Source organism: Polaribacter litorisediminis (assembly GCF_019968605.1).
GTDB lineage: Bacteria > Bacteroidota > Bacteroidia > Flavobacteriales > Flavobacteriaceae > Polaribacter > Polaribacter litorisediminis.
The window spans coordinates 2,762,898-2,777,958 of record NZ_CP082966.1 but is presented as its reverse complement, the minus strand read 5'-3'; the positions used below and the strand labels follow the sequence as shown (position 1 = coordinate 2,777,958).

The window sequence follows — 15,061 nt, the reverse complement described above, 5'->3', positions numbered from 1 at the left end:
TTTTTACTGCGTCAGGAGATATTTGTTATTTTAAACTTAGTTTTCGAAAATTAATTACGCAAAAATTAATGGAGAACCTTTGTTGAAGTATTGAGAAAATGGTGCCGAGTAAAATCCTATTTTTTGATTGATAAAACCTTTTTTATCAATTATATAAAACGCAACAAGTAGTTTTAAAATTGATTTTGAAATCGCTTTAAAACTATGCACAATATGTTGAATATCTTCTTTAGAATCCAAATCACTTAAAGGCTCTAAAAAAGAAATTTGTAACTTTTTGGTAGATGAAATTGAAATAATACATTTTTGTAAATGATGGGTTTGCCAAGGTAATTTTAAAAAAGTTTCTTTGTTAAAATGCGCTTTTTTAATCCCCATTAAATAAAAACCACCATCTTTTGAAGGTCCTAAAACCAAATCATTTTTTTTGAGTTGCTGTAACGTATCTAGTAAATGATGTGTTTTTAAATGTGGAGTATCATTACCAATAGTAATAACGTTTTCAAAACCCTTGTTAAAAATAGCTTCAATAGCATTCGAAAAACGTTCACCAAACGAACTACCAATTTGATTTTTCTCAGAGAAATGAAAATATTCAGTTCCTGATCTTTCCACCGTTTTTAAAGTTTGGGAATTCAATACCGAAAAAATATCCGAAGAAAGAAACGGTTTTCTTTCAGCATCTTTTTCAGCAGAATTCGCAAAAATTAATATGGCAGTATTTTTTTTCATTTTTTTTTGCAAAGGGTTTAAACCCCTTGTAATTCTAATTTTATTAATTTTTTTGTCAAACAAGCTCAATTTTCCCCTTTGGGGAAATGTCCAAAGGACAATGGGGCCTATGCAACTACTCCTTGACAACTGCTTCCTGCACCTGCAGTGCAACCATAGCAGTGTTGATTGATAATGATATTTCGATCTTGTAAAAGTTCCTCATTATAATCTGAAACGTGTTTTACTTTGCTGGCAACTTTTAAATTTAACATCTGGTTAAAATCGCAATCATACAACCAACCATCCCAACTGATAGAAAGTGTATTGGTGCACATTACATTCGCAACTGCAGATGGATTGTAGGCGTCTAGCAAAGAATACATATAGTCTTCATAATTATCGGACGCAATTAAATAATCTAAAAATCGACTAATGGGTAAATTAGTAATGGCAAAAAGGCTATGAAAATCAATGTCGAAATCATTTTTTAAGGCTTTTTTAAAATCGTTTTCTAAAGCTTTTTGATCGCCAGGTAAAAATGCTCCCGAAGGATTGTACACTAAATCTAATTTTAAATCAGAACCTTCTTTACCATAACCAATGGCATTTAATTCTTGCAAGGCTTTGATAGATTTATCAAAAACACCATCACCACGTTGCTTATCTGTTTTTCCACGCGTCCAATGCGGCATCGAAGAAACTACATGAACCCCATGTTTTTTAAAAAAGTCTGGTAAATGATAGTATTTTTTATTGGCTCTAATGATGGTTAGATTAGACCGAACGATAAAATCTTGAATTCCGGCTTTGGATGCTTCTTCTACAAACCACCTAAAATTAGGGTTCATCTCTGGTGCACCTCCTGTTAAATCTAAGGTATGCGCTTCCGTTTTTTTAATGACCTCTAAACATTGTTTCATCGTTTCTATGGTCATGATTTCTTTTCTGTCTGGACCAGCATCTACATGACAATGCTCACAAACTTGGTTGCACATGTATCCTAAATTAATCTGTAGAATCTCTAATTTTTTAGGTCTTAAAGGAAACTGATTGGTTTCTTTAATTTTTTCAGCAAAGGTTGGTAATTCTCCATTTGCGAAAATCCCGTTTGAGAGAATTTCCATTTGCCGAGATGTATTTGCAATGTCGTTATTTCTTGCTTTTAGTGATTTTGTAGCCATATATTCTGCTGAATTTTTCAGTATCTATTTTGGTTTTTTACTTTATATACATAAATTTTCTAGATTGGGTTTTTACTTTTGATTAAAAAGCCAATAAAAACTCAAAGGAATTTACCCTATTTTCTTGAAATTCTTGGTTCCTCAGGATAAGCGCTTCACACAATTTTGATTCAAAAGATCCTTCGTAAAAACTCAGGATAAGCGATTCACACAATTTTGATTCAAAAGATTCTTCGCAAAAACTCAGGATAAGCGATTCACACAATTTTGTTTTATGAGATCCTTCGCAAAAACTCAGGATAAGCGATTCACACAATTTTGATTCAAAAGATCCTTCGTAAAAACTCAGGATAAGCGATTCACACAATTTTGTAAAAACAAAATTGGTTCTCTGCTTACATTTCTAATTTATTAACCTTGTTCATCATTTGAACTCCATGTACCAAAGTTGCTCCACTTTTAATGGCTGCACCCACATGAATTGCTTCCATCATTTCTGGTTTGGTAATCCCTCGTTGCAATCCGTCTTTTGTATACGCATCAATACAATATGGACATTGCTCGGTGTGAGCAACTGCCAATGCAATCAAGCTTTTTTCGCGCGCTGTTAAAGCACCTTCTTCGAATACTTTACCGTAATAATCAAAAAACTTGTTGCCAAGTTCTTCACTCCATTCTGTTATTTTTCCGAATTTTCTTAAATCGGAAGCATCATAATATGTTTTAGACATGTGTTTTTTTATTTTAAAAGCGAAAGGTAATAATTTATTTACTGTTCAAACTCCAATCGTATTTCAAAAAAGAGATTTTAGCATTTGCGTTTATTTTAGTTTCGGAATACGTGTTTACATACTCAATTAAAGAACCATTTTTTGTGAAATCTTCTTGAAACCAATCGAAAATAGAAGAAATTTGAATCTCATTTTCTAAGAATTTATTTCTGGAAGAATCGTTTACAAATTCTCTCATTAATTTTTCTAAGTTTCTTTCTATATTTTCTTCGGTAAAAGCCTTGTTTCCTAATTTAGGACAAGAACTAGAGGCACAATTTACACCCACATGAATTCTTGGGTCAAATAAAGTTTTTCGTAAAATTTGATGTTCTATATGGTCTAATGTGTAAAGTTTACCACCCACTTTTACAAAAGGAATTTTCCAAGCACTTTTGCCGTTTTCTTGAATGTCTAGAATACTTTTAAGAGGATAATTTTTTAAAATTATTTTGATGGTATACGCATTGTATACATTAATCCAAAAAGCTTTTTGCTTGTTTTTTGACCAAGATTTTTCAGGAGCTATTTTTTCTAAATAAGAAATATAAGAATCTAATTTACGTTCGTCAGTTTTCAATGATGCGTAATCTACAATTCCGTTTTTAGTAACATGTTTTTGTAATAAATCATTAAAAATAGAAGTTTGAGCATTTGTTTGATAAAAAACTAAAAAAATAAGGAGAAGACAGCTTTTGTTTTTCATGAATGAATCAATTATTTTTTCTTTAGACGATAATTTTTCTTTTAAATTACAGAGACCAAAATTTTTTTTATAATTTTATATGAGCAACATCATCTTTTGTGTTTAGTAATATATCGTCTGTAATTTCATCTTGCACTTTTAAGCGGAATCGTTTTCTAAAAGCATAGACAACGATATATAAAAAAGGAGTATCTATAAGCGCAATTAATATTTTAAAAATGACGCCACTAAGTAATAATCCCCAAAATTTATCCCAATTGATAATTTCAAAAGAACAAAGCAAAATCAAAACTGTTAACGTGTCAATAAATTGAGAAGAAAATGTAGAGAAGTTGTTCCGCAACCATAAATGTTTTCCTTTGGTGAGTTTTTTCCAAAAATGATAGACTCTAATGTCTATAAATTGTGCAAATAAATAGGCTGCCATAGAGGCAAATACAGCTAAAGGAGCTGCGCCAAAAACGTTTAAAAAAGTATCATCTTGTACCTGAGACCAAGAAGTAGCAGGAACAACTTTGGAGATGTAAATTATTAATAGTGAGAAAAATGAGGCAAAAATTCCTGCAATCACAACTTCGTTCGCTTTTCTTTTTCCGTAAATTTCGGATAAAATATCTGTGATTAAAAAGGTTAATGGATAAGGTAACAATCCTACCGAAACTTCAAAAAGTTTTACCTCAAAAATTTCAATTTCAAAAGGATACCAATAAAAGAATTTTTGAAAAATTAAGTTGGAGGTAACCAACGAAGCGATAAAAAGGGCTGCCAGAATAAGATAAATTCTATTGGCAACAAGTTTGTCTTTTTGATTCATGGTACGAAGTTAATAAATATTATTTTTGTTTCACAAATGATCTGAGTTATTAAACAATTTTAGCCCTGATTGAAACGGCATCCTTTTTGTTTTTTCACAAAAAGATATAGTGGAAAGCAGGAAATAGCTTCAAATAAAAAATGATTATTTTTGCTTACAATTTTATAGAATTAAACAAATTAATATTTAAATACTAGACAATGAAGGCATATATTTTTCCAGGACAAGGAGCGCAATTTCCAGGAATGGGATTGGATTTATACGAAAAGTATCCGTTAGCTCAAGAATATTTTGAAAAAGCAAATACTATTTTAGGGTTTCATATTACAGATATTATGTTTGAAGGAACCGCAGAGCAATTAAAAGAAACGAAAGTTACCCAGCCTGCAATTTTCTTACATTCGGTAATTTTAGCCAAAGTTTTAGGGGATTCTTTTCAACCAGAAATGGTGGCAGGACATTCTCTAGGAGAGCTTTCGGCTTTGGTTGCCAATGGAGTTTTATCTTTTCAAGATGGATTAAAATTAGTTTCTAAACGTGCTTTAGCCATGCAAAAAGCATGTGAAATTGCACCTTCTACCATGGCAGCAATTATTGGTTTAGAAGATGCAGTTGTAGAAGATGTTTGTGCTGAGATTGATGGAATTGTTGTTGCTGCAAATTATAACTGTCCAGGACAATTGGTAATTTCTGGAGAGATTGAAGCGGTCGAAAAAGCTTGTGAAATTTTAAAAGAAAAAGGTGCTAAAATGGCGGTAATATTGCCTGTTGGTGGAGCATTTCATTCCCCGATGATGGAGCCCGCAAGAGAAGAATTAGCAGCTGCAATTGCGGCAACTGAATTTAAAGCGCCTAGTTGCCCAGTATATCAAAACGTAACGGCAAGTGCTGTTATAGATCCTGCTGAAATTAAGAAAAACTTAATGAGTCAATTAACCGCGCCTGTAAAATGGACGCAATCTATACAACAAATGATTGCGGATGGTGGAACAGAATTTATTGAAGTTGGTCCAGGAAAAGTTTTACGTGGCTTAATGCGTAAAATTGATAGAGGTGTTACCGCTAGTGGAGCAACAGTGTAATATTAAAGAATCTTTTAAAGGTTTTTTTCCTTTTTAAGGGTGAATTTTCTTGTTCAATAAGGTTTTGTAGTCAAAAAAAGTTGAATAGTAGTTTATTTAAGGAATCTAAAATATAAACGAAAAAATTATTTATTATGAAAACTAATTCTAAAAAGGTAACATTTTTTATCACTTTAATCATTGCAATCGGATTTATAAGTTGTGAAGACTCAAATGAAGAATTTACAGGAGAACTAACCATTCATGATAAGGTATCACTATTAGAAAATGGGGAATGGCTTTTAAAAGGTTTTGAAAATCGGGTAATGTATACTTTTAAAAACGGACAACGTTTTACATTTTACGGTGCCGATAGTGTTTTTGCAGATAAAGCGATTCCAGGAACAGAAGATTACAGTATTTCAGGAGATTTTTTAATTTTGGATCTGAATTTTGGTAATATTAAAACCTATGAATTACAATTTTCTTGTGATCACAACATTGCAGAATTTTATGAAGATGGCGCATTACATACTACGATGTATAAAAAAGACTCTAATTATGAGCAATGTTTATAGGAGTTTTATGCTATTTATCAATTGAAATTATCGTAATAAATGCGCCTTTTATCCTTATGTTTCAACTAGATGAGAAATCGTAGCGTATGTTATGCTTTATTTTTTGGTCCAGTAATTTCAAATCATAATTGGTATTGAAGCTTCATAAAAATAAAAAACCGGCTTCCAAATTATTTTGGAAGCCGATTTTTTATAGCAAAGGATCTTTTAAAAAATATCCTTTTTTAATTTTTAATTTGTTTTTGTCTTTTGTTTAATAATATTGGTTCTCCATATCCCAATTCTTTCATTCTTTCTAATTGTGTTTCGGCATCACCCACAACCAACCAAATCATTTTATTAGGGTTTATATATTGATTGGCTAGTTCAGCAATACGCTCTTTAGTCATAGTATTTACTATATTTTCTCTGTCCTTTACATAATCAGATTTCCAACCATAAGCACTCATATTCGATAGCATATTTAATTTTGCTCTCGAAGTTTCAAAAGCTCTAGCGTTACTCTTAATCAAGAAACTTTTTGTGGTTTCCAGATCTTTATCAGAAAAAGTATTCGGATAATCTTCTAAAATTTTCTTGACAGCTTGTGCAGATTCTAAGGTAACGTTACTTCTTACGCCGCTAGAAATGGTAAAAGCTCCTTTTGCTTTTGTGCCAGAAAAACCAGAACGAATACCATAAGTATATCCTTTTCCTTCTCTTAATTCTTGGGTTAATCTAGAGGCAAAACCGCCGCCACCTAAAATATAATTCATGACAGAAGCTGCGTAAAAATCTTTATCGTTGGCAGCTAAAGCCGGTGTACCAAATTGTAAAACAGACTGTTTTGCATTTGGAATGTCGTAAAAATAAACAACAGGTTTTGTGGGAGCTTCTGGAGTTTTATATTCAGGAATGGTTACTTTTTTAGCAGTCCAGTTTTCATTTAAACTCTTTAAAGAAGAAGTTACTTTTTCTTCTGAAATATCTCCAACAACTAAAATTTTTGATACAGAAGGCGAAAAGTAATTCGTATAATATGTCTTAATATCTTCGAGGGTACTATTTTCTAAAGAAGCTAAAGTTCCTAAAATATTTTTTGAACGAATATTGTCTTTTCCATAAATCAGTTCATTGTAGGTATTTCTGGCTACGGCATTCGGACTTGCTTCTTGCTGGCGCAAACTTGCCATCGTTGCTTTTTTTAACAATTCGAATTCTTGAGCATCAAACTTTGGTTCTAATAACATTTCTTGTGCTAAAGCGAGTGTTTTATCGTAATTTTTTGCCAAAGTAGTTCCGCTTAAAGTGATGTTTTCTGTATCCGCGTAGATGCTAATTCTAGCCCCTAATTCTTGAATAGCTTCTTGCAATTCTTGTACGGTTTTGTTTTTAGTCCCTTTATTGAGCAATCCTGCAGTTAAATTAGCAACCCCTAATTTATCCATGGATTCTAGTAATTGTCCGCCATCTATTGTAAGATTAAAACGTACAAGAGGAACTTCGTCATTTTCAATTCCGTATATTTTTAAACCATTTTCTAAACTACTTTCATATACTTCCGGAACCGCTAAAGAAGGAGTTTCTCCATAAGGAGGTTCTAAACTTCTATCAAAAGTAGAAGGTGTTTTTTGATACGTTGCTGCAATTTTAGGATCGAACTTTTCTTCAGCGCCAATCACAATTTTTTCTTCGACAACATCTGCTAAAACTGCACCTTTTAAAGCTAAATCAGCAAAGTTTTTAGGCACAAAGCTAGTAGCAATATAATTTTTATTTTTAATGTATTGGTTATAAACACGCATTACATCTTCGGCAGTAACCGCTAATGTTCTTTTAATATCTTCGGTTACAAAACCAGGATCTCCAGTATACGTATTATAAGAGGCTAAACCAGTTCCTTTTCCTAAAACACTCGATAAACTTCCATAAAACCTCGTTTCTTGTCCTGCTTTTATTCTGTTTAAATCTTTTTCAGAAATTCCTTCCGCTTCGAATTTTGCAAATGCTTGAGCAATTCCTTCTTTTACTTTATCCAAAGGAATACCATTAAAAGCTCTTACAGAGAGTTGTATTTGTCCGGCTAATTCAGAAACATAACCTCCCATATTTGTATTTGATGTCAATTTTAATTCATCTACTAAAACTTCATTCAATGGAGCAGATTTTCCGCTAGATAGGTATTCTGTTAAAACTTCTAAGGGATAAGCGTCTTGGTGATAAGAGGCAACCGTTGGCCAAGCCATGGTTAATTGCGGCACTCTTGCAAAATTATCTTCGTAATAGAAAGACTTGGTTTCTGAAACGATTCCTGGTCTTTTTTCTTGCACAGGAATTTCATCCCCTTTAGGGATTTCATCAAAATATTTATGAACCCATGCCGTAGCTTGTGCAATATCAATATCTCCAGATAACACTAAGGTAGAATTATTAGGGACATACCATTTTCTGAAAAATGTTTTCACATCCTCTAAGGTAGCATTTTGTAAATCTTCTAAAGAACCAATGACTTGCCAATTATACGGATGGTCTTTTGGATACAAGTTTTTGTCAATCACATATTGATTATGACCATAAGGTCTATTGTCATAACTCTGTCTTTTTTCGTTTTTTACCACTTGTTTTTCTTTCGCTAATACGGGCTCTGTAACAGTATTTATAAACCAACCTAATTTATCGGCTTCTGCCCAAATCATTTTTTCTAAACCGTCTTTGGGCACTGTTTGTAAGTAGTTTGTTCGATCTCTTGAGGTTGAACCATTGGCACCAGAACCACCGATTCTTGCACTCATTTTATCTAAACCACCTTTTCCTAAATTTTCAGATTCTAAAAAGAGTAAGTGTTCAAACAAATGGGCAAAACCTGTTCTACCCTCAACTTCTCTTGCAGAACCCACGTGAACCATCAATTCTACGGCAACAACAGGGTCTGATGTATCTACATGAAAAACTACATCTAAACCATTTTCAAGTTCAATTTTTTTGTAATTGATACTTAGTTCTGGGGTTTTTTCTTCGGATGAATTGTGACAACTGGCTAAAAAAGTTGAGATTAAAAAAAGAATAAATAGTTTTTTCATGTGAGTTGAATTTAATGTTGAAAAGTACTAAAATGATGATTAGTATTAAAAGGTATTTTGTTAAATATACATTAAAAATAGTTGAAACGATGTGCTTGTTTTTTTTATTCAAAATTCCAATTCGCACTTTGCGATAATAAACGTAAATTTGCACCCTTAAAAGCAGAAATAATGCAATATAACCATCAAGAAATAGAAAAGAACTGGCAAAAATTTTGGGCTGACAACCAAACTTTTAAAGCTAGTAATGAAAGTGAAAAGCCTAAATATTATGTGTTAGATATGTTTCCTTATCCAAGTGGGGCAGGATTGCATGTTGGGCATCCTTTAGGGTATATTGCAAGTGATATTTATGCAAGATACAAAAGACATAAAGGCTTTAATGTGTTGCACCCACAAGGGTATGATTCTTTTGGTTTACCGGCAGAACAATATGCTATTCAAACAGGACAGCACCCTGCAAAAACCACTGAAGAAAATATAAAAACCTACAGAAGACAATTGGATCAAATTGGTTTTTCTTTTGATTGGTCTCGTGAAGTAAGAACTTCAAATCCAGAATATTACAAATGGACACAGTGGATTTTTATCCAATTATTCAATTCTTGGTATAATAAAGATGCAGACAAAGCAGAAGATATTTCTGAATTAGAAAAAATCTTTCAAAAAGATGGAAATACAACTGTAAATGCCGTTTGTGATGAATCCTATCCCTCAATCCCTTTCCAAGGGAAAGGGAAGCAAGAAAATGTTTTTTCTGCAGAGGAATGGAATAATTTTTCATCAACAAAAAAACAAGAAATTTTACTAAACTATCGTTTAACGTTTTTGTCTGATACAGAAGTAAACTGGTGTCCGGCTTTAGGAACAGTTTTGGCAAATGATGAAATTGTAAATGGCGTTTCAGAACGTGGAGGGCATCCTGTTGTTAGAAAAAAAATGACACAATGGTCTATGCGAATTTCTGCCTATGCGCAAAGGCTACTAGATGGTTTAGAAACCATTGATTGGCCTCAACCGCTTAAAGATTCTCAAACCAATTGGATTGGAAGAAGTCAAGGAGCAATGGTTAGTTTCCCCATCCTATCCTTCCCCAAAGGGGAAGAGAAAGCTGACTCAAAAAAACTACCTGGGTATATGACTGGCGGAAAAAATTCTTATTTACTTTTGGAATATGCAAAAGAAATGAGAGCGAATCCAACTCCTGCAGAAGCTGTTTTATGGAAATTTTTAAAAGGAAAAAAATTAAAATCTAAATTTAGACAACAACATTTAATTAATGATTTTATTGTTGATTTTGTGTGTTTAACACGTAAGTTAATTGTTGAGATTGATGGTAAAATTCACGATTATCAATTAGAAAAAGACGAGGCAAGAACTTTAGAATTAGAGCAAAAAAGTGGTTTTAAAGTGATTCGTTTTACAAACGAAGAGGTAATTGGAGATCTTGATAATGTAATTTCAAAAATTGAAATAGAATTAAACAATCAATTTTATAAATTACAAAAGCTAGAGAAGGAACAGCAAACACAAAAGATTTCAAACACAGTTGATAACACAACAGTGTCTCTTTCCTTAGGAAAGGAAGTCAGGGATAGGATTAGTGTTTTTACAACAAGACCTGATACAATTTTCGGAGTTTCGTTTATGACTTTAGCTCCAGAACACGAATTAGTGTCACGAATCGTTACAGATAAACAAAAAGATGAAGTAAATGCTTACATAGCTGCAACGGCAAAACGTTCTGAACGTGATAGAATGGCAGATGTAAAAACCATTTCGGGCGTGTTTACTGGGGCATATGCAATTCATCCTTTTTCTGGCGAAAAAGTTCAAATTTGGATTGGAGATTATGTATTAGCAGGATATGGAACTGGAGCCGTAATGGCAGTTCCTTGTGGAGATCAACGTGATTATGACTTCGCTAAAAAGTTTGGAATTCCGATTCCGAATATTTTTAGCCCCCTAACCCCCAAAGGGGGAACAGAAAGTTCTGAAAATTTAATAGAAAACCAAGCATACACAGAAAAAACTGGATTTATATTAAAAAATTCAGATTTTCTTAATGGATTAGAATATAAAAAAGCACTAAAACTTGCCATTTTCGAATTAGAAAAAAGAGGTTTTGGTTATGGTAAAATAAATTACAGATTAAGAGACGCCGTTTTTAGCAGACAACGTTACTGGGGAGAACCTTTTCCGGTGTATTATAAAGACGGAATGCCACAAATGATTGACGAGCAGTATTTGCCAATTGTGTTACCCGAAGTTGAAAAATACTTACCAACCGAAGATGGAAAACCACCTTTAGGGAATGCGACGGAATGGGCTTGGGATTCTCGTGGAAAGAAAGTAGTTAGCAATGAAAAGTTAAAAAATAAAACCGTTTTTCCTTTAGAATTAAATACCATGCCAGGTTGGGCAGGAAGTTCATATTACTTTAATCGTTATATGGATCCGCATAATGATAGCGAAATTGCTTCGAAAGAAAATCTAGATTATTGGAAAGAAGTAGATTTGTATATTGGAGGATCAGAACATGCAACTGGTCATTTATTATATGCTCGTTTTTGGCAAAAATTCTTGTTTGACAAAGGAATTGTTCCTGTGGATGAGTTTGCAAAAAAACTGATCAACCAAGGAATGATTTTGGGCACGAGTGCTTTTGTTTACAAGGCAACACCATTTGTTAAAAATGGCTGTGCAATTGATAAATCTAATGATGATGTAATAGAAAAGATTCCAACTCTTTTTGTTTCTAAAAATTTATTTTCTTCGGATGATGAATTTGAAACCGTTGTTAAGAATTACTTGTTAGATAATAAATTACTGAATCCAATTAACGTAGACTTAGTAATAATCACCAAAACACCTTTGCACGCAGATGTTTCTTTGGTAAACAATTCTGATGAGTTGGATGTTGAAGGTTTTAAAAATCACGCATTAAATACAGAATATAAAAATGCTGTTTTTATAGGAGAGAGTGGCAAAGTTCTCTCCTTTGGAGAGGATTCTTATAAAGTAGGACGCGAAGTAGAAAAAATGTCTAAATCCAAATACAATGTCGTAAATCCTGATGATATTGTAGAAGAATATGGGGCAGATGCTTTGCGTATGTTCGAAATGTTTTTAGGGCCTTTAGAACAAACAAAACCTTGGAAAACGTCTGGAATTTCTGGAGTGTATTCTTTCTTAAAGAAATTATGGAAATTATATTTCAACGGAGAAACTTTTGAAGTTTCAGAAGAGAAACCATCAAAAGAGGAATTAAAAACGTTGCATAAAACAATTAAAAAAGTAGAAGAAGATATTGAGAATTTCTCTTTTAATACATCGGTTTCTACCTTTATGATTGCTGTAAACGAGTTAACGGCTTTAAAATGTAACAAACGTGAAATTTTAGAACCTTTATTAGTTTTATTATCACCTTATGCACCGCATATTTCTGAAGAATTATGGCGTAAATTGGGGCATACAGAAAGCATTTCAACAGCACCTTTTCCAGTTTTTGATGAGAAACATTTAGTAGAAAGTTCAAAGAACTATCCGATTTCTTTCAATGGTAAAATGCGTTTTACTTTAGAACTTTCTTTGGATTTATCAAAAGAGGAAATTGAAAAGGCAGTTTTAGAAAACGAAAAAACAGTAGCGCAATTAGAAGGTAGAACTCCTAAAAAAGTAATTGTTGTGCCAGGTAAAATCGTAAATATTGTAGGGTAAAGCTGAATAACAAAATGGATGTATATGAAATTATAGGTTTTTTAGCAGCTATTTTAACTACAATATCCTTTTTACCTCAAGTAATTAAAATATACAAATCAAAAGAAACAAAATCTATTTCTTTGACCATGTATGTGGTATTTTCATTGGGGATTTTAATGTGGCTAATTTATGGGATTCATTTAAAAAGCCTGCCAATGATTATTGCAAATGCGATAACTTTAATTTTGACTGTTTATATACTTTTTATGAAGATGAAGCATAAGTAATCCTTTTAGATATATATTAGATTCATTCTATTGATATTCTTCATAGAAAAACCTATTTTTGATAAAACTTATATTTTATGACTACTTCAAGATTAAATGGAAGTTTATATACCAATATTCAAAGCAATATTGCAACTATAGAATTTGGTCATCCTGCAAGTAATTCCTTTCCGAGTGAATTGCTAGGAAGACTTACAAAAGAATTTAATTTAATTTCAAAAAAAGATACCGTATCGGTAATCGTTCTAAAATCTGAGGGAGAAAAAGCATTTTGTGCAGGCGCTTCTTTTGATGAATTAGTGGCCGTTTCAAATCTGGAGGAAGGAAAACAATTTTTTGCGGGTTTTGCAAATGTAATTAATGCCATGAGAACTTGTGGAAAAATTATAGTAGGGCGTGTTCAAGGAAAAGCAGTTGGAGGTGGTGTTGGTTTGGCTGCGGCATGCGATTATGTGTTGGCAACCGAACAGGCGGCTATAAAATTATCAGAATTTACCATTGGTATTGGTCCTTTTGTCATAGAGCCTGCTGTAAAGCGTAAAATTGGACTAGCTGCTTTATCTGAGTTAACTTTAGAGGCAACCGCATGGAAAAATGGATATTGGGCTAAAGAAAAAGGGTTGTACGCAAGAGTTTTTGAAACCATAAAAGAATTAGATGAAGAAGTAGCAATTTTAGCATCAAAATTAGCCTCTTATAATCCGTCCGCTTTAACAGAAATGAAAAAAGTATTATGGGAAAACACCGAGCATTGGGATCAATTATTATTAGAAAGAGCTAAAATTTCGGGAGAATTAGTTTTATCAGAGTTTACAAAAAAAGCATTAGCTAAATTTTCTAAAAAATAATGCAATGAAAATTGTTTCTACAAATATTGGCGAACGCAAAGAAGTTGTTTGGAACGGTGAAAAAATAATTACAGGTATTTATAAGTATCCAACAGATAAACCTATTTTTTTAGATCTCGAAGAGGTAAAAGGCGATGAGATTTCGGATAGAAAATATCACGGAGGAATTCAGCAGGCAGTATATGCTTATTCTTTAAAATATTATGATTTTTGGAAACCTTTATACCCTAATTTAGATTGGCAGTTGGGGATGTTTGGAGAAAATCTTACGGTTGATGATATCGATGAAACAAATATTCATGTAGGTGATACTTTTAAAGTTGGAGAAACTATTTTAGAAGCAACATTGCAAAGAAGTCCTTGTCATAAATTAGGAATTCGTTTTAAAAATATGAACATCGTAAAACAATTTTGGAACACAACGATGTGTGGAGTTTATTTTAAAGTGATAAAAACAGGTCTTGTAAAGGTAGGCGATGAGTTTAATCAAATTAAAAGTTGTCCTGAAAATCCAACAATTGCAAATTTATTAGTCCGTAGAAAAAAAGAAAAAGGGTTGTTATGAAGAAGTTAAGAAAAAGATATTTTTTACTTATAGCACTAGCAATAATACCTTTTTATAGATTATTTCATTTTGATGATTATTGTTTTGGTGATAAAGATTTACTATTGATTGCTGGGCTTACCATTATATTTGTAATTGCTTTTATAGTTGTGGTTTTTAATAATTTATACGGAATTTCTCTAAGAAAAGAATTGTTTAATTTTAGGCCTATAATTATAGCAGGAGTTTTTACTTTTTGCTTATTGTTCGGGTTAAAATTTCATGAAAAGAGTTTGTTTAAAAATGAAGTTCAGGTTTTTAAATCTGAAAAAAAAGATGGTAAGTTTTATGAAATTAAATTATTTGAAGATACTACGTTCGAATTTATAACAGCATTTTCCAATTACAATTGTGTAAAAAAAGGGACTTATTTTTATAAGAAAGATTCTCTTTTCTTAAATAGAACCCATAAAAGTGAAAAGGAAAATCATTTAGATAGTGTCTATATTTTGAACCGAACTACTAATTTCTTAAATCCAAAGAATAATTTGTTAACTAAATTCAGAATTCAAAATAAATGATATTTTTAAACTTTTATTCTAAAAAATAATTTGTATGTCTATGTTGTATTTAAAATCAATGCTCATCTTTAGTTCTGGTTTTTAAATAGGCCATATTTTTTCTTTTTCATGATAATTTCTATACGCTTGTTATAATTGGTTTTTTGAGTATTTTAACGAACAAAAGGCTATAAATATATGGTAAATTGATAATTATCAAATATCTTTGCGCATCAT

At 32.1% G+C, this 15,061-nt stretch carries 13 protein-coding genes; 7 read left to right on the top strand and 6 right to left on the bottom strand.

Features of this window, described 5'->3' with window-relative positions:
- Window positions 1-54: 54 nt before the first annotated feature.
- The 5 genes from K8354_RS11865 to K8354_RS11845 all read right to left on the bottom strand — a co-directional run bounded on the left by K8354_RS11865 (window position 55) and on the right by K8354_RS11845 (window position 4,185).
- Window positions 55-732 (bottom strand): TIGR04282 family arsenosugar biosynthesis glycosyltransferase, encoded by a 678-nt coding sequence (locus tag K8354_RS11865; protein ID WP_223439902.1) that lies wholly within the window; start codon window positions 730-732, stop codon window positions 55-57.
- 107 nt (window positions 733-839) lie between these two features.
- Window positions 840-1,895, bottom strand: a complete 1,056-nt coding sequence (arsS, locus tag K8354_RS11860; RefSeq protein WP_223439900.1) for an arsenosugar biosynthesis radical SAM (seleno)protein ArsS — start codon at window positions 1,893-1,895, stop codon at window positions 840-842.
- 395 nt (window positions 1,896-2,290) lie between these two features.
- A complete protein-coding gene (locus K8354_RS11855; RefSeq protein WP_077809920.1) occupies window positions 2,291-2,626 on the bottom strand; it encodes an arsenosugar biosynthesis-associated peroxidase-like protein in 336 nt (111 codons plus the stop codon).
- Between the two features lie 34 nt (window positions 2,627-2,660).
- A complete protein-coding gene (locus K8354_RS11850; RefSeq protein ID WP_223439898.1) occupies window positions 2,661-3,371 on the bottom strand; it encodes a DUF547 domain-containing protein in 711 nt (236 codons plus the stop codon).
- A gap of 67 nt (window positions 3,372-3,438) precedes the next feature.
- Window positions 3,439-4,185 carry a queuosine precursor transporter gene (locus K8354_RS11845; RefSeq protein WP_223439896.1) on the bottom strand — a complete coding sequence of 249 codons (747 nt, stop codon included), beginning with the start codon at window positions 4,183-4,185 and terminating at the stop codon, window positions 3,439-3,441.
- Window positions 4,186-4,385: 200 nt separating this feature from the next.
- Here K8354_RS11845 and fabD point away from each other — a divergent pair, with 200 nt between their 5' ends.
- Both fabD and K8354_RS11835 read left to right on the top strand, forming a co-directional pair.
- Entirely contained in the window at window positions 4,386-5,267 is an 882-nt protein-coding gene (fabD, locus tag K8354_RS11840; RefSeq protein ID WP_223439894.1) for an ACP S-malonyltransferase, read from the top strand.
- Window positions 5,268-5,401: 134 nt separating this feature from the next.
- Complete coding sequence (locus K8354_RS11835) at window positions 5,402-5,824, top strand: hypothetical protein (RefSeq protein WP_223439892.1); 423 nt, start codon at window positions 5,402-5,404, stop codon at window positions 5,822-5,824.
- 224 nt (window positions 5,825-6,048) lie between these two features.
- On the opposite strand, the gene K8354_RS11830 is transcribed toward K8354_RS11835, so the two are convergent.
- The gene (locus tag K8354_RS11830; RefSeq protein ID WP_223439890.1) at window positions 6,049-8,883 is read right to left on the bottom strand and encodes a M16 family metallopeptidase; all 2,835 of its coding nucleotides are present in this window, start codon (window positions 8,881-8,883) and stop codon (window positions 6,049-6,051) included.
- A 171-nt stretch (window positions 8,884-9,054) separates the two neighbouring features.
- On the opposite strand from K8354_RS11830, the gene K8354_RS11825 reads away from it, so the two are divergent.
- The 5 genes from K8354_RS11825 to K8354_RS11805 all read left to right on the top strand — a co-directional run bounded on the left by K8354_RS11825 (window position 9,055) and on the right by K8354_RS11805 (window position 14,845).
- Window positions 9,055-12,603 (top strand): leucine--tRNA ligase, encoded by a 3,549-nt coding sequence (locus K8354_RS11825; RefSeq protein WP_223439888.1) that lies wholly within the window; start codon window positions 9,055-9,057, stop codon window positions 12,601-12,603.
- A gap of 14 nt (window positions 12,604-12,617) precedes the next feature.
- Window positions 12,618-12,872: a SemiSWEET transporter gene (locus K8354_RS11820; RefSeq protein ID WP_223439886.1), complete on the top strand. Its 255-nt coding sequence runs from the start codon at window positions 12,618-12,620 to the stop codon at window positions 12,870-12,872.
- 77 nt (window positions 12,873-12,949) lie between these two features.
- A complete protein-coding gene (locus tag K8354_RS11815; protein WP_223439884.1) occupies window positions 12,950-13,720 on the top strand; it encodes an enoyl-CoA hydratase/isomerase family protein in 771 nt (256 codons plus the stop codon).
- Window positions 13,721-13,724: 4 nt separating this feature from the next.
- Complete coding sequence (locus K8354_RS11810) at window positions 13,725-14,285, top strand: MOSC domain-containing protein (protein WP_223439882.1); 561 nt, start codon at window positions 13,725-13,727, stop codon at window positions 14,283-14,285.
- Window positions 14,282-14,845 carry a hypothetical protein gene (locus K8354_RS11805; RefSeq protein WP_223439880.1) on the top strand — a complete coding sequence of 188 codons (564 nt, stop codon included), beginning with the start codon at window positions 14,282-14,284 and terminating at the stop codon, window positions 14,843-14,845. Before K8354_RS11810 ends, K8354_RS11805 begins: the two co-directional genes overlap by 4 nt.
- The last annotated feature ends 216 nt before the right edge of the window (window positions 14,846-15,061 follow it).